We start from the raw sequence: 17,621 nt of genomic DNA on the forward strand, positions 1-17,621 counted from the left end.
GGGGCCCCCCGCGCGGGGGGCGCCGCCCCCCCCCCCGCCCGCCGCCCGGGCCGGCCGCCGCCCCCCCCCCCCGCCGCCGCGAACTCCACCATGCCGTCGGCGAAGCCCACCCGGGCCCGCCAGCCGAGTTCCGCGCGCAGCCGCGAGGAGTCCGCGGTGATGTGCCGGACGTCCCCGAGCCGGTAGCGGCCGGTCACCACCGGCGTCGGCCCGCCGTGGGCATGGGCCAGCGCCCCGGCCATCTCCCCGACCGTCCGGACCTCGCCGCTGCCCACGTTGTACGCCCGGACGCTGCCCGGGGCGCGGTCGCCGACGGCGTCGAGCGCGGCGAGGTTGGCCGCCGCGACGTCCCGGACGTGGACGAAGTCCCGGCGCTGTCCGCCGTCCTCGAACACCAGCGGCGCCTCACCCCGGGCCAGCGCGGAGCGGAACAGCGAGGCCACGCCGGCGTACGGGGTGTCGCGGGGCATCCCCGGGCCGTACACGTTGTGGTAACGCAGTGTCAGGAGTCGGCCCCCGCAGGCGCGGGCCCAGGCGCCGGCCAGGTGCTCCTGGGCGAGTTTGGTGGCCGCGTACACGTTGCGCGGGTCGGCCGGCGCGTCCTCGGCGATCAGGCCGGGGCGCAGCTCGGCGCCGCACTCCGGGCACGGCGGTTCGAAGCGCCCGGCGTCGAGGGTGTCCGGGTGCCGCGGGCCGGGGGAGACGTCCCCGTGCTCCGGGCAGCGGTAGCGGCCCTCCCCGTAGACCACCATCGACCCGCCGAGGACCAGGCCGCGCACCCCGGCGCGGGCCATCGCGGCGATCAGGACGGCGGTGCCCAGGTTGTTGCAGCCCGCGTAGGCGGGGGCGTCGTCGAGGTCCAGGCCGAGGCCGACCATGGCCGCCTGGTGGCAGACCGCGTCCACGCCGGCCAGCGCCTCCTCGACCGCCGCCCGGTCCCGGACGTCCCCGTGCCGGAATTCGACGCCGTCCGGGAGCGCGGGCGCCGCGCCGGAGGGGTGGACGGCGGGCAGCAGCGCGTCCAGGACCAGGACCTCGTGGCCCGCGGCCACCAGGGCCCGTACGACCGTCGAACCGATGAACCCGGCGCCGCCGGTGACCAGAATCCTCATGACCGGCGACGCTACCGCCAGGCGGCGCGGCGGCCGCCGGTTCCGGTCGTCGTGTCACGCTTCGGTAAGACTCCGGGGTTCGACCCCCGTCGACGACGAGGTGTAGCGGTGGGTAGAGATGACATGTACGCTGCGTGTCGCCGAGTGAACAGTAATCGGGCCCGGCCGCTGCTCCGTGGGGGGAGTCGCGCCCAGGCCCGGTCGCCGGCCGGGGCCCGGCTGCACTCGTGGGGGAGTCGCGGCCGGGCCCGTAACCGGATGCCTCCGGTATGCCCGCCCGGTGCTTCCGGCAGACATGACAACCGTCCAGCCGGAGGCCCGTTCCAGGCGCGTCCGTCCAGAAGGGCCGGTGGGCGGGCCGGTCACCGGGTCAGGAGGCGGGCCGGTCGCCGGGCAGGGCCGGTCAGCCCTGGGCGCGGGCGGCGGTGATCTTGTGCTTGAGCGCCCCGAGGAGGTCCTGGAGGAGCGCGACGGTGCCCTCGTCGACGAGGTTGCCCGCGTCGTCGAAGCGCTCGTGCGAGCGGAAGACGATGACCTCGGGCTTGACCACCACGTCGGTGTGCGTCCAGACGAACACCTGCCGCAGGGCCAGCTGTGCGCGGACCGAACCGAAGTTGGTCGGGGCGGCGCCGAGGATCGCGGTCGGCTTCCGCTGGAGCGGCAGGCCCTCGGACTTCGTCCAGTCGGTGCTGACCCAGTCGATCGCGTTCTTCAGTACGCCGGGGACGGAGTAGTTGAACTCCGGTGTGGCGATCAGCAGCCCGTCGGCCGCGGTGATGCGGTCGCGCAGCTCCTGCACGACGGCGGGCCGGGCCTCGGGGGTGTCCTGGTCGAAGTCGTAGGGCGGGATCTCCCGCAGCCGGTCGTACACCTCGATGTCGAGGCCGCCCGGGTTGAGCTTGCGGGCGGCGTGCAGCAGGGCGGTGTTGTGGGAGTTCGCGCGCAGGCTGCCGGAGATGGCGAGGATCTTCAGGTCGGTCATGGCTGGGCTGGTCCTTCCTCGGGAGCGGCGGGGAACCGACCGGCCCCCCGGTTTCGACCGTAGGCGCGGCGCGGAGGCCCGGGGGGAGCCCGGACGCGCCACCGGGGGGACCATCGGCGCCAACGGGGACCGTTCGCGCCAGGAGGGGGACACTTCGCGACGGACGGGTGCCCGGGCCTTGATTTCTGGCGTGCCATTAGAATCGCGCGCTGTGCACAGAGACACGGTTCCCGCCCACCTGGTGCGGCTCGTCCGCAGCAGCGCGCTCCGCCTGGGGATAACCCCGCAGGAGATCGCGCTGGCCACGGGGCTGGAACCGGCCGCGCTCGCCGACGACCTGCTGCGGGTCCCCACGGCCGCGATCAACCGGATCTGGGAGCTGATCTTCGCCCGGAGCGGCGACGGGGCCGGCCTGATGGTCGCCGGGAACGTCCCGCTGGGCAGCCTGCACGCCTGGGACTACCTGGTCACCAGCGCCCCCACGCTGGCCGACGGCCTGCGGGAGGGGGCCCGTTGGATCGCCGCGCTGACCGATCCGGCGGTCTCGCTCGACGTGGTGGAGGACGGCCGGCACCTCACCCTGCACTACCACGGGCTGCCGTTCCGGGACGGCGTGGACCGGGAGATCAGCGTCTTCGCCCTGGCCACCTTCCTGCAGCGGATGCGGGAGGCCGGCGGCGCCTCGGCCGGACCGGTCAGGGTGGCGTTCGCCCACCCGGCGCCACCGCGGCACCGCCACCTGATCGACGCCTTCGGCACCGCCCGTATCGACTTCGACCAGCCCACCAACGCGATCGTCCTGCTCGACGCCGGGCAGGAGACCGCCACCGCGGATCCGGAGCTGGCCCGTATCATGCGGCGCTACGTCGAGATGGGCCTGGCCGCGGCCCGACCCGTCCCCGACTGGCGCGACACCTTCCGGGCCGCCCTGGCCGAGGCCCTCGCCGACGACCTGCTCTCCCTGGAGCGCGTGGCCGGCCGGCTCGCGGTGAGCCCGCGGACCCTGCAGCGCCGGCTCAGCGACCGCGGCACCACCTGGCGCGAGGAGATCGACGCGGTCCGCCACGAACAGGCCGCCCGGCTGCTGCGGGACACCCGGCTCCCGGTCCAGTCGATCGCCGCCCGCCTCGGCTACGCCGACCCGCGGGCCCTGCGCCGGGCGTTCCAGCGCTGGACCGGCCACACCCCGGACACCTACCGGAAGTCGGCGCTCCCGCCGACGGCCACCGCCGAGCACGGCTGACGGGGCGCCCGACCCCGGCGGCCTGGCGCGAGCTGTCCGCCGGGCACGAGGCGGTGTCCGAGGCCCCCGACGAGCTGCTGGACCTCCTGCTCGCGATCGGGGATCCGCCCCGCCCGGTGGGCCGCCGCTGCGAACGCTGGGCCCGGGCTTCGGCCTCGGCCCGGTAGCGGAGGGTCGGGCGGCGGGGCGCTCAGAGCCGCAGGTCCATCCGCTGCTCGACGGTGTCGAGCCCGAACTTGTGGGCCGGGCGGGAGACGGTCAGTTCGAAGCCGGCCTCCGCGTACAGGTGATGGGCGGCGTCGAGCCCGGTGATCGTCCAGAGCAGCACGCCCTCGTACGCGCGGGCGCGGGCCTCGGCCAGGGCGATTGCCAGCATCCGGCGGCCCAGGCCGCGGCCGCGGGCGACCGGGTCGAGGATCACCCAGCGCAGCTGGCCCCAGCCCGGGCGCTCCTCGGCCCGGACCAGACCGGCGGCGCCGACCACCCGGCCGTCCAGCTCGGCGACCCACAGCCGACCGGGCGCCGGGGTGCCCTCGACGGCTCGGGCCAGGGCCAACTCGGCCATGCCGGCGGCGACATAGGCCTCCATGGTGGCGTCCATGCCGTATTCGCGGGTGTAGAGGACACCGTGCAGGGCGGCGACGGCGCCCAGGTCCCCGGGGCGGTCGGCCTCGCGGACGGTCACGACTTCAGGTGCGGTGCTGGCCATGGCGGCATCCCCTTGTGGTGAAACACTCGTTTCAGTGGAACGATAGACCACGTGTCCACCCCAGCCACCGCACCTTCGCGCCCCGCGCCGCGCCGCCCGTCGATGCGCCGCGAGGACCTCCTCGCCGCGACCGTCCGCTACGTCGCCGAGCACAACGTGTCCGACCTCTCGCTGCGCCCGCTCGCGGCCGAGATCGGCACCAGCCCGCGCGTGCTGCTCTACCTCTTCGGCTCGAAGGAGGAGCTGGTCCGGGATGTGCTGGCGGTCGGCCGGGCCGAGCAACTGGCCCTGCTGGAACGCTCCGAGGAGGCGGGCGGCAGCGCCCGGGAGACCCTCGAACTGCTCTGGGCCTGGGTGGCGGACCCCGAACACCGGGGCGCGCTGCGGCTGTTCTTCGAGGGCTACGTCCGCGCCTTCGGGCACGCCGAACCCTGGCGGGACTTCGGCACCGCCTCACTGGACGAATGGCTTCCGCCGCTGGCCCGGGTGCTCGACGGCACCGGGGCGAACGCCACCGTGGTGCTCGCCGTGCTGCGCGGGCTGCTGCTGGACCTGCTCGCCGCCGAGGACGACGCCAACGCGGCCCGGGTGCAGGCCGCCTGGCGGGACTTCCTGGACGCCACCCTCGGCTGAGGCTGAGGCTGAGGCTGAGGCTGAGGCTGAGCCCGAGCCCGAGGCCCGACGGCGGACGGCGGACGGCTGGCGACGGATCGCGGGCGGGCGCGGGTGCTCAGACCATCCGGGCCGTGGTCGGGGTGTCCGCCCCCCGGCGGCCGGCATCCCGACGGGCCCGCCCCGGGGTCGCTCCGGTGCCCAGGACCCGGCCGTCACCGAGGGCCAGCCAGCTGCCCGGCGGCGTGCCCTCGGGCGCGGCGGCGTCGAGCGCGGCCGCGAGTTGGGCGTCGGACGGCGCCGGGAGCGGGAGCGGTCGGCCCGCGCGCCACTGGGCGGTGGTGCGCTCACCGCCCGAGCGCCGCCGCCAGTACAGGTGTTGGGCGACGATCAGCGGGCCCAGCGCGGTCAGCAGCGGGAAGCCGGTGGACAGCAGGCCGAGCGCGAAGCAGGTACTGACGGCACTGGTCACCAGCAGGCCCGCCAGCGCGGCGGACCACGCGGCCGCCCGGCCGTACGCCTTCGCGGCGACCAGCGGGAAGAGCACCAGCAGCAGCAGGTCGCCGAGGCCGGCCGCGACCGGCTGGGGCCCGCCGGTGAGGGCCAGTACCGGGGCGAACGGGCGGTCGCGGACCTGCTCGAAGAAGCGGGCCGTGGTGTCGGTGAGCGTGGTGGCGGCCAGGTCGTACGCGGTGAGCGCGGCGGCCAGGGCGGCGGTGTGCCCGGCCCGCAGCCCGCTCTGCGTCCACAGGTTCGCCACCCCGACCACCGCGACGGCGATCAGCAGGTCGCTGCCCGCCCGGGAGCCGCCCGGATGGCCGGTGAGCGCGGCCAGGGCGGTGGCGGCGGTCCCGGCCAGGGCGGCCGCCCAGGACCACGGCGTGGCCCGCAGCCCGGTGGCGGCGAGCAGCGGGGCGAGGGTGAACTGCACGGCCAGGCACAGGACCAGCCCGAACACGGCGGAGACGGCCGCCCCGGGCAGCGCGGTGTACAGCAGCGGCGCGACGACCACGCCGACGCACAGCACGGCGATGTCGCCCCCGGTGTACACCCCGACCGGCGGCCTGGGCATCCGGACCCGGGCGAGGTACCGGGCCGCGACGGCGATCTCGACGGCCACGGCGGTGCTCAGCGCGGTGAGCGCGAGCGGGCTGACGTCCATTCACGGCCTCCCGGGGCCCATGGCGGCCGAGGTCTCGAAGCTGTGTTCGCGCAGGTCGGCGCGGACCGGGGCGGTCGGCGGCATGGTGGCGCGGTCCTCGTGCAGCACGAGGTCGGACAGCCGCAGGCCGGCCGCCGCGGCCCGCTCCTCCAGCCGGTCGCGCAGGGCGGTCGCGGGCAGCCGGGGGACCAGCAGGTGCAGCCGGGCGGGACCGTCGGGGCCCTGCGGGCCCTCGGTGAGCGCGTACCGGGCGGGCAGCGGGACCTCCGGTTCCGCCTCCACCAGGTCGAGTACCTCGCGGGTGGTGACGGCGGTGCTCAGCGGGCCGGACCAGCGGCCGAGGATCTCCGAAGTGGCCGGCAGGTGGGCGAGTTCGCAGTCCGGCGGCCCGTCCGGGAGGCGGACCAGGTCCCCGGTGGCGTAGCGCAGCAGCAGGGTGCACTCGCGGTAGGGCACGTACGGGGTGTGCACCACGGTGCCGATCGCGCCCGGGGCGGTCGGCTCCCCGTCGACCGGGTCGAGCACCTCCAGGTGCCCGAACTCGGTGGTGTGGTGCAGATGGCCCCGGCCGCACGGGGTGGCGCCCGAGGGCAGGATCTCGGTCATCAGGTACGCCGATTCCACGGCCGCGCCGAACACCGCCTGCGCCCGGCGGCGCAGCGGCGCGGAGAGCACCTCGCCGCCGACGCTGATCGAGTCCAGCCCGAAGTCGCCGCTGCGCCAATGCTGTTGCTCCGCCTCCTGGACCAGCGCGGCCAGGTAGGAGGCGGAGGTGGTCAGATGGGTGATCTGCGGCTCCCTGCCGGGCAGGCCGAGCGGGGCGGCCAGGCGGTCCAGGGCCACCGCCGGGTCGACGGTGCCGAACTGCACGAAGCCGGCGCCGGCCCGGGTGGTCGACTCCTCGGCGTAGAGCAGCGGCAGGGTGGCGCGGGAGCAGCCCGCGTAGGCGACGGTGTGGCGGGGCCGCAGACCGAGGCCGAGCACGGCGGAGATGGTGCTGAACGCGATGGCGCTCTCGATCTCGGCGCGGGAGAACCACACCGCGGTGGGGGTGCCGCTGGTGCCGGTGGTGAGCGCCAGCAGGGCGGGGGTGGCGGCGGCGGAGACGAAGGCGGCGGGCAGCGCGCGCAGCGCCTGCTTGGAGGTGACCGGCACGCGCGACCAGTCCTCGGGCTCCAATGTCCGCGGATCGAGGTCCAGTTCGGCGAACCGGCGGCGGTAGTAGGCGGTGTGCCGGGCGGCGGCGCGGGCGGTCGCGCGCAGACTGCGCCGGGCGACCTCGCGGCGCAGCTGGGGGTCGACGTGCCCGGCCCGGCCGGGCAGCAGGGCCGAGTCCTCCCCGGGCTCGCCGAACTCGGCGATGGTGTCGACCAGGTCGCGGGCGAGGCGCTCCAGATCGCCCGGGCGGATCCGGCGGTTCGTCAGGATTGCTGCACCGTAGCGCAGTTGGCTCATTGCGGTCGCGAACAAGCGGGCTCCCCGGGCCAGGGTCGGACGGTACGCCACCCGGCCCTGGCCGGGGTCGGCCGGATCAGGCCATGTGCAGGAACATCGCCGCAGTGAGGGTGCTGAAGGCGTACTTGAGGTAGTGCTTGACCATGATCGGTTCCTCCTCCGTACGGGCGCGCGGCCGCTCGGGGCGCGCGCTGCGGTGTGGCCCGTGGCCGGCCGGTGGTCGGCGGGCAGCGGCAGTGTAGGCACGGCGCGGGGTTCCGGAACAGCCCATGTGCATGGGCAATTCTTCTGGCATTCACCTCAGTTGTCGGCGGGTGCCGGCTCAGTGGCGCCCGCCGGTGCTCAACTGCCTTGTCATGGAGTTGAGTTGATGCCCTAGAGGTCCAAGTCCGGGAAGCCGTAGTCGTCCCAGAGCGCCCGCTCGTCGTCGCGCGGCGCGTACCGGACGCTCGGTTCGAGGTCCCAGATCCGGGTCGCCCGGGAGTCGGGGGTGTAGCGCGGCCAGCCCGGCTCGCCGCCCCGGGCGAAGTCGGCCCAGGCCCCCATCATCCGGTCGGACAGCCGGGTGAGCGCGGGCCCCTGCTCGGCCACCGTCCGGGCGCCGCGCGGGAACCGGTGGAGGTCCAGGCCGCCGAAGAGGAAGGGCAGTTCCAGGGTGTGCGCGGCCCCCAGGTTCTGCGCGGCCGGCAGTCCGGTGACGTACGGCACGTGCCAGTCGAACTGGTAGACGTAGGTGGGCCGCCAGTGGGACTGCGCCTCGGCCAGGCGCAGGGTGGGCACCCGCTCGGTCTGGTCCGTGAGCATCGCGTTGACCACCCGCCCCTCGGCCAGGCCGGGGCGGTTCGCCGCGTAGTGGTCGTACATCCGCTGCTTGCGGTCGGCGAGTACCGCGGGGAAGGTCCGGTAGGCGCTCAGCGGGAGGTCCAGCACGGACGGGTTGAACAGCGCCCAGAAGTCGGTCTCGTTCTCCGTGCTGCCGGTCATCACGTCGACGTGGCGCGCGCTGCCGGCCGCGACCCGCTCGACCACCGGGCCGGGGATCAGCGAGCCGTCGATCCAGGGTCCGAAGAAGACGGCGGCGGACGGCCCCGACAGCCCGCCCTGGGCCTGCTCCTGGAGGTCCAGGACCTGGCGGGTGGTCAGCCGGTCGAGATCCGCGACGGTGTGGATCCCCCCGGTCGCGAAGACGTGCCCGGCGGTGCGCCGTGCGGCGGCCGCGGTGTGCACCAGGTAGCCCGGCCCGCTCTGGACGACGGCCCGCCGGAACAGCCGCTCGGGATGGTCCCCGGCCAGCATCGCGCTGATCGAGACGGCGCCCGCCGACTGCCCGAAGACGGTGACGTCCGCGGGATCCCCGCCGAAGGCCGCGATGTGCCGGTGCACCCACTCCAGGGCGGCCAGTTCGTCCCGCAGGCCGTTGTTGCCCGAGCCCGCGTAGGCCGGATCGAGCGCCCCGAGTTCCGTCCAGCCCAGGATGCCGAGCCGGTAGTCCAGGTTCACCACCACCGCGTCGCCGCGCACCGCCAGCCGGCCGCCGTCGAACACCGCCTCCTCGGCGGAGTCCAGTTGGAACGCGCCGCCGTGCAGGAACACCATGACGGGCTTGTGCCGGCCACCGGTGCCCGGCGCCCAGATGTTCAGGTGGAGGCAGTCCTCGACACCGTCCCCGCCCGCGCTCAGGTCCTGCGGACAACCGGGTTTGGCCTCCTCGGCCCGCAGCGTGCCCCGCCAGGGCGCCGCGGGCTGCGGCGGCCGGAACCGGTTGGCCCCGGTCGGCGCCGCCGCGTACGGCACCCCGAGGAAGGCGCAGCGCCCGTCCTGCGCCACCCCCGCCAGTCGGCCCAGCGAGGTCACGGCGCGACACCCGTGCCGCTCCGGCCCGTGGGACTCCTGGGCCCCTGCCGCCCCGGCGGGGGCCAACGCCAGCAGCGTGGCCGCGGCCGTCGCCGCCCACCGCTTCACCCTGTGCACGCGCACTGTTCCGCGCCTCCTCCGACTCCGCACGCGCGGCCCCCGGTCGGGGCCGCGGCGTGGTCTCGGCCCGAGTCTGGCGGGCGGCTTGACGCCCTGTCATAGGCGCGCGGGTGGAGCTTTCGGCTCCACCCCCGGATGGAGCGGGTGGAGATCGCGGCGCGCGCCCGGCGAGTTCGCCCTCGGACTCCCTGCGGCGAGGACCGGGTGGGATGCCGCGTCGGGCGCGGCGCGGGGAGTCGCTAGCCGATCGCGATGACGGGGTGGTCTGCGGGGTCGATCCAGTGCATGGTCCGGGTCAGGAAGGCGGCGGGGACGGCGACGCAGCCGGCGGTGGCGTCGGCTCGGGGGCCGAGGTCGTGGAGGAAGATCCCGGCGCCGCGGCCCTTGACGACGGGGGAGGTGTTGAAGTCGATCACCAGGGCGTTGTCGTACTGGACGGGGTAGTTGATGAGGTGTTCGCTGCCGAGGGGGCCCTGCTCGGTGAGGTGGAAGCCGCCCTGGGTGTCGGTGCGCATGCGGTTGTAGTGGGCGGAGGAGGGGTCCTGGACCCACCAGTCGTGGGTGGTGACGTGGTGGTAGGGCAGTTTCGTGCCCGGGTCCGGGGAGATGCCGAAGGCCTGGGTGAGGGTGTAGGTGCCGGTCGGTGTGGTGCCGGTTCCCTGGACACGGGTGAGGCCGTCGTGGAGGCCGCCGGACCCGATGCGCGCGTCGGCGGTGGAGTCGAGGGGCCGCCAGCGGCCGTCCTGTCGGCTCCAGAGGGTCACGGTGGCGCGGGTGCCGTCGGCCTTGACCGTGATCACCTGGCCGGCCAGGCGGGCTGTCACCGGCACGGGGAACGGGCCGTCGTCGGCCGATGCCTGCTGGGCGGGGCTTGCGCCGGTGGCTGTGACGGCGACGCCGAGTGCGAAGGCCACGCTCGCACAGCGGTGTGCCGGGCTGCGGCGGTGGGAGGACGGTGTCCGGGAAACGGCCATGGACGGTGCTTTCTGGTAGGGACGAGTCGAGCACGCCAGGGCCATGATCGGCTCACCGGGGTGGCCGTGCCGGTACCGACACCGCCGAGCGGACTCCGACGGTGCCGACCGCTGCCGCGAGGGCACGGCCGGCCGTGACACCGGCTCAGCGTTCCAGCCGGGCGGGCGCCGGCGACGCCGACCCGGGTGCGGGGGCGGGGTGGGCGCCGGGCAGGGCCAGGGCGAGGGCGGCGCCGAGGAGGCAGACGGCGAGGCCGACGGTGCAGGCGAGGTGGAAGCCGTGCATGAAGGAGGTCTGGACCGCCGTCCGCAGGGCCGCTCCGGCCCCCGGGGTCGAGGCCGTCGCGGTGCCCAGGGCCTCGGCCACCGAGCCCTTGGCCGCGGTGAGGGTGCCGGACGGGAGGGTGGCGAAGGCGGTGGTCGCGAGGTGGGAGGCGTAGAGGGAGGTGAAGACGCTGCCGATGACGGCGACGCCGAGGGTGCCGCCGGTCTCCCGGGTCGCGTCGTTGACGGCCGAGCCGACGCCGGCCTTGGCGGGCGGCAGGACGCTGAGGATCGATTCGGTGGCCGGCGCGGTCGTCAGCCCGAGGCCGAGTCCCATCAGGACCATCTGGCCGACGATCAGCCCGTAGGACTGGAAGGCGGGGGAGAGGGCGATCCAGCCGAACGCGCCCCCGAGGAGCAGCAGCCCGGAGGTCACGACCGTCCTGGTCCCGGCCCTGGCGGCGAGCGCGACACCGCCGAGCGAGCCGAGCGCGATGGTGAGGGCGACCGGCAGGATCCGCACGCCGGTGGAGAGGGCGCCGTACCCGCGGATGAACTGGAAGTACTGCGTCACCAGGAAGATGAAGCCGAAGAGCGCGAAGAACGCGACGGTGACCGCTCCGCTGGCGGCCGAGAAGGCCGGGGTGCGGAACAGGGTGAGGTCCACCATCGGGTGGCTGCGCCCGCGTTCGATCACCACGAAGAGGGCGGCCAGGGCGGCGGAGGCCGCGAAGCCCGCGAGGGTGGCGGGCTGGTTCCAGCCCCGGGTCGGCGCCTCGATGACGGTGAAGACCAGCAGGCCGACGGCGGCCGAGGCGGTGAGCAGGCCCGGCGGGTCCAGCCGGGCGCTCGACGGGTCCCTGGACTCCGGGACCCAGAGCCAGGTGGCGGCGAGGGCGACCAGTGCCACCGGCACGAGCGCGAGGAACACCGAGGGCCAGGCGAAGTGGGCCAGCAGGAGTCCGCCGACGACCGGGCCGACGGCGACGCCCAGGCCGGTGACCGCGCCCCACAGGCCGACCGCCTTGGCGCGGTCGCGGCGGTCGGGGAAGGCGTTGGTGATGACGGACAGGGTCGTGGGGAAGATGACGGCCGCGCAGGCTCCCATGGCGAAGCGAACGGCGATCAGCGCCCCGGACGACCCGGTGACGGCGCCCAGGGTGCTGGTGAGCGCGAAACCGGCGAGTCCGGTGAGGAGGGCGGGCCGTCGCCCGAACCGGTCGCCGAGCGAACCGGCGGTCAGGACGAGGGCCGCGAAGGCGAGGTTGTAGCCGTCGACGATCCACTGGAGGTCGCGGGTGGTGGCGTTCAGCTGGCGGCCGAGGTCCGGGAGGGCGACGTTGACGATCGTGGTGTCCAGGTTGATCGCGAAGGCGGCGAGGCAGACGGATGCGAGGGCCAGGGAGCGCCGGGGCGCGGGACGGTGGGGCATGGCTGCCTCCGACCAGGTGGAGCGGATGGTGCGGGCTGGACCGAGGGGTGGACCCTGCGGATGTTGACAGCGGGAACATCTGGACATCTGCCAGCATTCCACCGCAAAGTGGACACTGTCAACACCGGAAGGACGGGAGGGACGGACCGTGGCCACGAGCCGGGCCTACCACCACGGAAACCTGCGGGAGGCACTGGTCGCCGGCGGGGTCGACCTCGCCAGGACCGGCGGGCCCGCCGCCGTCGTCCTGCGCGCGGTCAGCCGGCGGGCGGGCGTCTCGCACAACGCCGCGTACCGGCACTTCGCCAACCACGAGGACCTGCTGGCGGCGGTCGCGGCGCGCTGCATGGAGAAGCTGGGGCGGCTCATGCTCGCCCGCTCCGCGGCCGTCGACCTGCCCGACGAGGTGGCGGCGGCCCGGGCGCGGCTGGACGCGATCGGCCGGGCGTACATCGACTTCGCCCTGGCCGAGCCCGGCTGGTTCCGCACCGCCTTCTGCGGTACCGCCACCCCCGAGGGGGAGGCCCGCCACGACGGCCCGAGCCACGACGGGCCCGGCTGCGAGGGCCCGGGCGAGGGCCCGTACGCCATCCTGTCCGCCCACCTCGACGAGTTGGTCCGGCTCGGCGCCTTCCCCGCCGACCGCCGCCCGGGCGCCGAGTACGCGGCCTGGTCGGCGGTCCACGGCCTGTCGGACCTGCTGGTCGAGGGCCCGCTGCGGGGCCTGCCCGGAGCCGAGCTGCGGACCGCGGTCGAGGCCGTCCTGTCGACCGTCGCCCGCGGCCTCTGAATACGGGGGTCCTTCATTTGTTCCGGCATTCGGGTGAACCGATGGGGAAAAGCCTGGCGCGAATGGAAGACGGGTCCGACGCTGCCAGAATTCAGTTTCCCTGAAAGCCGCCCGCGCGGGCGGTGCCACTGCAAAGACGCAGGAGCAGAACGTGCGATTCATCCAACCGCGTAGCATCCCGGGGCAGGCGACCGGCGTCGTTGCGGGCCGTTTTCCGTGGACGCTGATGTACCACTCCGTGGCGACCGTGGGTGAGGATCCTTATCTGATCACGGTCGACCCCGCGCGGTTCCGTCGCCAGCTGCGCTGGTTGTCCTCCTGGGGGCTGCGCGGGGTGGCGGTGGGCACCCTGCTGCGGTCCCACCGGGAGGGCGCCGCCGGGGGGATGGTCGGGTTGAGCTTCGACGACGGGTACCGGGACTTCGCCGAGGAGGTCATGCCCGCGCTGGTGGAGCACGGCTTCACCGCCACGGTCTACGTGGTGGCCGACCGGCTGGGCGGGTACAACGACTGGGACCGGCAGGGCCCGCGCAAGCCGCTGATGACGGCGCAGCACGTCCGTGAAGCCGTCGCCGCCGGGCTGGAGATCGGCTCGCACGGGCTGACGCACCGCCGCCTGGCGGGCCTGGGGGCGCAGGACCTGGCGGCCCAGGTCACCGGCAGCCGCCAGGTGCTGGAGGACCTCACCGGCCAGGCGGTGGAGGGGTTCTGCTACCCCTACGGTTCACTCGACACCGCCGCCGTGGAGGCGGTGGCCCAGGCCGGATACGGCTACGGGTGCGCGGTCAGCCCCGGCCCGCACAGTGGGGTGTACGCCCTTCCGCGCTGCTACATCGGTGACCGGGACGGGGCGCTGCGGATGACCGCGAAGTTGGCGCGCCACCGCTGGCAGCGCTGACGGTGCAGCCGGCGGAGCCGGGTGACGGGCGGTGCAGCGAACCGGTGCCGCCCGTCACGTCGATGACTTGACGGTGCGTCAGGAATCGGTGCCGGCGGGTTCCAGCCGCAGCCATGACTCGTGCCAGAGCAGGGCGCACTGGCGGTCGCAGCCATTGGCGATCGGCTCGCCGTCGCAGCGCAGGCCGTGGAGGATGAACCAGCGTCCCCCGGTGGGCTGCTGCCACCAGGCGAGCGACCGGTGGCGCAGCTCGGAGGCCCCGTGGCGGGTGCCGGTGTGGCGTTCCATGCCGGGCTGGAAGGGCACTCCGTCGAGGCAGTTGTCGGACCCGAGGGTGGCGCTGATCTCCGCGAGGCTGCGCACGGTGGCCCACAGGCCGGCCGGCCGGACGGCGGGGATCGGGGCGGCGGCAGGCTCCAACCACTCGTCGCGGAACAGCAGGGCGCAGTCCAGCCCGCAGCCCTGGGTGCCGTCGGCACCGTGGCAGGTGGCGCCGGCCAGGGCGACGGTGCCCGAAAGGCGGCGCATCCGGTAGTGGTCGTCGACCATCCGCCGCACGACGCGCTCGATCCGGTAGACACCGCCGCAGAACGACCATTGGCTGTGCGTGAACCACAGGCCGCGGTGGCGGTCCTCGGCGTCGAGGGTGGCCCGGACCGCCGCCTCGTCCTTCACCCGGACCCAATCGCCCACGGTGTAGCGGGAGGGCCGGCCGGGCGCCGGAGGGCCGTTCCGGCGCTCGCGCAGGTCCTCGCGGGCGATCCGGGCGCGGCGGATGACACCGAGCGGGGGGAAGTCGCGCAGGGGGAGGCTCTTGTACTGGCACCGCTTCACGGCCGCTCCGCAGCCCGGCTCCATGGTGCGGGTCAACCATGATTTCTCGACGGCCATCAGTGAGATCCCATCGGGTCGGAGATATCGGCAAAGGCTAGCGCACCCCGACTTTCCGAGTCCGCCCGTAGATCCTTTCCGACGCCATGTCGAGAGAAGTCTTTTCATGGGAAAAGCTGCGGGGAATACGGCCTGGGAATTCCCGGATCGGCGACTCGGCGCCGAGTCGCCTGTGTGCTGGAGGCGAATCGGATCCGCGGTTCCCCAAGGGCCGCGATATGTCGATTCCGGCTTCCCCTCAGGTGGCCTGGTGCTGACGCTGTCGGCACCCGTGATGCTCGCGGGAGCGGATCTGCCGACCAGGCCGGCGGTCGTTCTCCCGGTGGGGCGGGTGCGGTCCGCCGGCGGTGGCCGCGACGCTGCTCGCGGTGTGCCGACGGACCGCCGGCCCGTCACCTCTGGAGGGCGGCCGCCGTGTCGCGGATGGCGGGGAGCCGGTGGTAGAGGGCCTCGCCGGGGCATTCGGTGGCGAAGCCGTCGCGGTGGCCGGAGATGGGGGCGAAGTCGACCGTGGTGCCCTTGGGGTAGAGGCTGGAATCCGAGGCGGAGGTCAGCTGGGAGACTCCGTCGGCCTGTCGGCCGGTGAGGCCGAGCTTCCAGGCCGCGATCTTCGCGAGGCCGTCCTGCAGCTCCTGCGGCGGAGCGTCCGAGCTGAACGTCCCGATCGCCGCGATGCCGGAGGAGTTGCTGTTGAAGCCGAGCGTGTGGGCGCCGAGCACGGGCTGGTCGACGCCACCGGCGCGACCCTCGTAGACGGTGCCGCAGTGGTCGACCAGGAAGTTGTAGCCGATGTCCCGCCAGCCGTTGCTCTGCACGTGGTACTGGTAGATCGATCTGATGATCCTGGGCGCGTCGGAGCAGGCGTAGTCGGTGGCGGTCGCGGTGTGGTGGAGGAAGGTCACCCGGACCGCGCCGGTGTACACGAAGCCCGCCTCACGGATGGACTCGTCCGCGCCCCATCCCGCCCGGGTGACGATGCCGGGGCGCGGCGCGGCGAGCGCCTCGGGCCCGGCCGGGTGCTCGGGCATGGGTTGGCTCTCGACGGAGGCCGCCCCCTGGCCGGGGTCGACCAGTTCGACCCGCAGTCCGTGCGGGAGGCCGGCCGGACCGGGGCGCACGTCGACCGCGACGCCGTTGCTGCGCCCGGCCCACAGCGGTGCGGTGCCGCCGTGCGGGAGGGAGTCGGGGCCGTCGACGGAATCGGCTTCGAGGGTGTGCCAGTCGCCCCAGCGGCCGGTGACGGCGTCGCGGGTGCGGACGCGTACGGAACCGCCGGCGAGCGCCTTGGGCGAGCCGTCCCAGACCACGCCGAGGAGTTCGAACGAACGGGTGGCCCGGGGCGCGACGGTTCCGCCGGAGGTGAGGGCCACCGAGGTGACCGAGCCGCCTCCGGCGGAGGTGCGCGGTGCCGGGGCGACCGCGTTGTCCGCAACGGCGACGGTGGGCTGGAAGAGCAGGGCGGTGGTGCAGCCGGCCAGGACCGCTGCCGGGATTGAGATCCTCATGTAAGGGATGTTCACCGCAAACCGCCCTTCCTGCATGTCACCGAGGAGGCTCTCGCGGTCACGGAGGGCGGCCGGTGTGCGGGCGCGGCCGCGGCCGCGGCGCACCGGCGGGGGCGGCGGAGCGGACCGGGCGGCCGGCATTCCCCCGTTCTCAGCAATCCATTGGGCCGGGACGGTTAACCCGCGGCGGCGTGCCTCGTCGCCGGGTGGTAGAGACGCGTATTCAGAAGATCCGTTTTGCGGATCATCCAGGAGCGTCATGCGAACTCGAATCACCACCCTGGTCCTGTCGGGCCTGACTTCGGCGGCCCTCGTGTGGGGCGCCGGCGGCGTGGCCCACGCCTCGCCCGCCATCGACCACAGCGTGACCCTCGACTCGTCGGCGGCCCAGGGCGAATGGGTCGACAGTCTTCTGCGACTCGCCGAGGAGGACGGTGTCTCGTCGGACGGTGCCTGGACCAGCACCAGTCGCAGCGACCTCCAGTCGATGCGGCTCGTCCGCCCGGCGCACCGGGCCGACGCCGGCACCGAGTTCGAGGGGATCCCGGCCGAGGGCCAGGAGCCGGGCTCGGTCCAGCCGGACGACTCGGCCCGGCCCGGCGAGCAGGGGCAGCCGATGGAGCAGGGCCGGCCGCCGGAGCAGGCGCCGGAGTCGGCGCATCCCGAGGGCGCCTGGGCGGACGGCGGCGAGCACTGCGAGCAGGCCCCCGGCCACGAGTCCCACGGCCACATCCCCGGCCCCGGCGGCCCCACCGACTGCATCTGCCTGCCCGAGGTTCCCGGCGCCCCCACCGGGCACGGCGAGCACGGGGAGCACGGGGAGCACGGCGAGCACGGCGAACATGGGGAGCACGGAGAGCACGGCGAACATGGGGAGCACGGAGAGCACGGAGAGCACGGGGAGCACGGAGAGCACGGCGGCGGCTCGGAGCAGGGCCAGGGCCAGAACGGCCAGCAGGACCAGGGCCAGGGTCAGAACCAGGGCCAGGGGCAGGACCAGAACCAGGGCCAGGGCCAGGACCAGAACCAGGGGCAGGACCAGAACACTCAGCAGAGCCAGGGCCAGGACCAGCACATCGACGTGACCGTCGTCGTGCAGAACACCGTGGCCAACAACCTGAACAACAGCGCCAACAACAGTGCCACCAGCAACTCGAACAACTCCGCGCAGAACAGCGCCCAGAACTCGGCGCTCAACAACCAGTCGGCCTCGCAGGCCAACCACCTCTCCAACCAGCAGAGCCAGAACAACCAGCAGTCCGCGTACAATCTGAACAAGATCAAGTTCGTTGCGGAGGAGGTGGGGGTGCGGCCGCACAAGCCGTCCCACCACGGCGGGCAGGGCGGCGGCGAGTCGCACCACGCCGGACACCACCACCACGGCGAGCTGGCCCAGACGGGCGCCCCGAAGACGCCGGTCCTCCTCGGCCTCTCCGCCGCGTTCCTCGCGGCCGGCGTGGGGGCCATGCGGCTCAGCCGTCGGCGCAGCTGATCGGGCCCGTACGGGCGAGTGCGGATACCGTCCGAACGCCTGGGTGAAACGGCCTCCGCCAGGACTTCCTCCTGGCGGAGGCCGTTGCCGTGGGTGCGGGGCGGACCGCGCGGCATCCACGGGGGA

16 protein-coding genes are annotated in these 17,621 nt (G+C 74.3%); 5 read left to right on the forward strand and 11 right to left on the reverse strand.

The genetic code is table 11. The annotated features are described in order from the left end of the window. Both ABTY61_RS35335 and ABTY61_RS35340 read right to left on the reverse strand, forming a co-directional pair. A partial coding sequence (locus ABTY61_RS35335) for an NAD-dependent epimerase/dehydratase family protein (RefSeq protein ID WP_350509270.1) occupies window positions 1–1,112 on the reverse strand: 1,112 nt, incomplete at its 3' end. A 403-nt stretch (window positions 1,113–1,515) separates the two neighbouring features. Beyond that, on the reverse strand, window positions 1,516–2,094 hold the full coding sequence (locus ABTY61_RS35340) for an NADPH-dependent FMN reductase (protein WP_350509271.1): 579 nt from the start codon (window positions 2,092–2,094) through the stop codon (window positions 1,516–1,518). 211 nt (window positions 2,095–2,305) lie between these two features. On the opposite strand from ABTY61_RS35340, the gene ABTY61_RS35345 reads away from it, so the two are divergent. Beyond that, a complete protein-coding gene (locus tag ABTY61_RS35345; RefSeq protein ID WP_350509272.1) occupies window positions 2,306–3,337 on the forward strand; it encodes an AraC family transcriptional regulator ligand-binding domain-containing protein in 1,032 nt (343 codons plus the stop codon). A 190-nt stretch (window positions 3,338–3,527) separates the two neighbouring features. On the opposite strand, the gene ABTY61_RS35350 is transcribed toward ABTY61_RS35345, so the two are convergent. Continuing rightward, window positions 3,528–4,046: a GNAT family N-acetyltransferase gene (locus ABTY61_RS35350; RefSeq protein WP_350509273.1), complete on the reverse strand. Its 519-nt coding sequence runs from the start codon at window positions 4,044–4,046 to the stop codon at window positions 3,528–3,530. Window positions 4,047–4,097: 51 nt separating this feature from the next. On the opposite strand from ABTY61_RS35350, the gene ABTY61_RS35355 reads away from it, so the two are divergent. After that, window positions 4,098–4,679 (forward strand): TetR/AcrR family transcriptional regulator, encoded by a 582-nt coding sequence (locus tag ABTY61_RS35355; RefSeq protein ID WP_350509274.1) that lies wholly within the window; start codon window positions 4,098–4,100, stop codon window positions 4,677–4,679. 97 nt (window positions 4,680–4,776) lie between these two features. Here the strand turns inward: ABTY61_RS35355 and ABTY61_RS35360 are convergent, their stop codons facing one another. The 6 genes from ABTY61_RS35360 to ABTY61_RS35385 all read right to left on the reverse strand — a co-directional run bounded on the left by ABTY61_RS35360 (window position 4,777) and on the right by ABTY61_RS35385 (window position 11,919). Next, window positions 4,777–5,820 carry a hypothetical protein gene (locus ABTY61_RS35360; RefSeq protein WP_350509275.1) on the reverse strand — a complete coding sequence of 348 codons (1,044 nt, stop codon included), beginning with the start codon at window positions 5,818–5,820 and terminating at the stop codon, window positions 4,777–4,779. Next, complete coding sequence (locus tag ABTY61_RS35365; protein ID WP_350509276.1) at window positions 5,821–7,290, reverse strand: phenylacetate--CoA ligase family protein; 1,470 nt, start codon at window positions 7,288–7,290, stop codon at window positions 5,821–5,823. It abuts the gene before it with no gap. A gap of 61 nt (window positions 7,291–7,351) precedes the next feature. Next, window positions 7,352–7,552: a hypothetical protein gene (locus ABTY61_RS35370; RefSeq protein ID WP_350509277.1), complete on the reverse strand. Its 201-nt coding sequence runs from the start codon at window positions 7,550–7,552 to the stop codon at window positions 7,352–7,354. A gap of 98 nt (window positions 7,553–7,650) precedes the next feature. Next, complete coding sequence (locus ABTY61_RS35375) at window positions 7,651–9,252, reverse strand: carboxylesterase/lipase family protein (RefSeq protein WP_350509278.1); 1,602 nt, start codon at window positions 9,250–9,252, stop codon at window positions 7,651–7,653. Window positions 9,253–9,488: 236 nt separating this feature from the next. Then, the gene (locus ABTY61_RS35380; RefSeq protein ID WP_350509279.1) at window positions 9,489–10,163 is read right to left on the reverse strand and encodes a L,D-transpeptidase family protein; all 675 of its coding nucleotides are present in this window, start codon (window positions 10,161–10,163) and stop codon (window positions 9,489–9,491) included. 205 nt (window positions 10,164–10,368) lie between these two features. After that, a complete protein-coding gene (locus tag ABTY61_RS35385) occupies window positions 10,369–11,919 on the reverse strand; it encodes an MFS transporter (protein ID WP_350509280.1) in 1,551 nt (516 codons plus the stop codon). Between the two features lie 148 nt (window positions 11,920–12,067). On the opposite strand from ABTY61_RS35385, the gene ABTY61_RS35390 reads away from it, so the two are divergent. Beyond that, window positions 12,068–12,709, forward strand: a complete 642-nt coding sequence (locus ABTY61_RS35390) for a TetR/AcrR family transcriptional regulator (protein WP_350509281.1) — start codon at window positions 12,068–12,070, stop codon at window positions 12,707–12,709. A 226-nt stretch (window positions 12,710–12,935) separates the two neighbouring features. Beyond that, complete coding sequence (locus tag ABTY61_RS35395) at window positions 12,936–13,607, forward strand: polysaccharide deacetylase family protein (RefSeq protein ID WP_350509282.1); 672 nt, start codon at window positions 12,936–12,938, stop codon at window positions 13,605–13,607. A 78-nt stretch (window positions 13,608–13,685) separates the two neighbouring features. Here ABTY61_RS35395 and ABTY61_RS35400 read toward each other — a convergent pair whose 3' ends face one another. Next, window positions 13,686–14,477 carry a hypothetical protein gene (locus ABTY61_RS35400; RefSeq protein WP_350509283.1) on the reverse strand — a complete coding sequence of 264 codons (792 nt, stop codon included), beginning with the start codon at window positions 14,475–14,477 and terminating at the stop codon, window positions 13,686–13,688. Window positions 14,478–14,890: 413 nt separating this feature from the next. Then, a complete protein-coding gene (locus ABTY61_RS35405; protein ID WP_350509284.1) occupies window positions 14,891–16,003 on the reverse strand; it encodes a peptidoglycan recognition protein family protein in 1,113 nt (370 codons plus the stop codon). A gap of 259 nt (window positions 16,004–16,262) precedes the next feature. Here ABTY61_RS35405 and ABTY61_RS35410 point away from each other — a divergent pair, with 259 nt between their 5' ends. Beyond that, window positions 16,263–17,495 carry a hypothetical protein gene (locus tag ABTY61_RS35410; protein ID WP_350509285.1) on the forward strand — a complete coding sequence of 411 codons (1,233 nt, stop codon included), beginning with the start codon at window positions 16,263–16,265 and terminating at the stop codon, window positions 17,493–17,495. The last annotated feature ends 126 nt before the right edge of the window (window positions 17,496–17,621 follow it).

It is taken from the genome of Kitasatospora sp. NPDC096128 (assembly GCF_040303105.1).
In the GTDB taxonomy this organism is placed as follows: Bacteria; Actinomycetota; Actinomycetes; order Streptomycetales; family Streptomycetaceae; genus Kitasatospora.